The organism is Streptomyces pseudogriseolus, from assembly GCA_002154585.1.
GTDB lineage: Bacteria > Actinomycetota > Actinomycetes > Streptomycetales > Streptomycetaceae > Streptomyces > Streptomyces pseudogriseolus.
The window spans coordinates 1-646 of record MUNG01000749.1 but is presented as its reverse complement, the minus strand read 5'-3'; the positions used below and the strand labels follow the sequence as shown (position 1 = coordinate 646).

Here is a 646-nt window from a genome sequence, read left to right as displayed (position 1 = left end):
GGTGCCGAGGGAGCGGGGGACGACGGTGCGGAGGCCGCCGCCGGTGGGGCGGAGGGGCGACGGATGTCGCCGGAACCACCGCCGCCCGGTGCGGCTGGTGCTCCGTAGCCGCCGCCACCGCCGACGCCGCGGCCTCCGGGCGGGCCGCCCGCCGGACCGGACGCGGCCGGACCGCCGCCACCGCCGGACGGGTCGACGACCGCCTCGATCTTCCACTGCACGTTGAACTGCTCCGTCAGCGCCTGACGCAGCACGTCCTCACTGCCGCTGCTGAGGAAGTTGTCGCGGGCGCCGGCGTTGACGAAGCCGAGCTGGAGGGTCGTGCCGTCGAAGCCGGTCACCTGGGCGTTCTGGCTGAGCAGGATCCAGGTGAAGCGGCGGCGGTTCTTGACCGTCTCCAGGATGTTGGGCCAGAGCATGCGGGGGTCGAGGCCGCCGCCTCCGCCGCCGGGGGGCGCGGCTGACGCCGGGGGCGCCGAAGGCGTGGACGGGGTCGCGGGGGCTGGCGGAGCGGTGGGCTGCGGCGACTGCGCCCTGCTCGCGCCGCCGCCCGCGGGGGTGGCCGTGGGCCATCCGCCGGGGCGCCGGGCCGCACCCACGCCGGCGGCGCCCGCGCCCGTACCGCCTCCGCCCGCCGGGGTGGCGG

At 78.8% G+C, this 646-nt stretch carries 1 pseudogene; it reads right to left on the bottom strand.

What is annotated here, in order from left to right:
* Nucleotides 1–646: pseudogene (locus CCN29_RS36790) on the bottom strand (DNA polymerase III subunit gamma and tau); the annotation flags it as partial.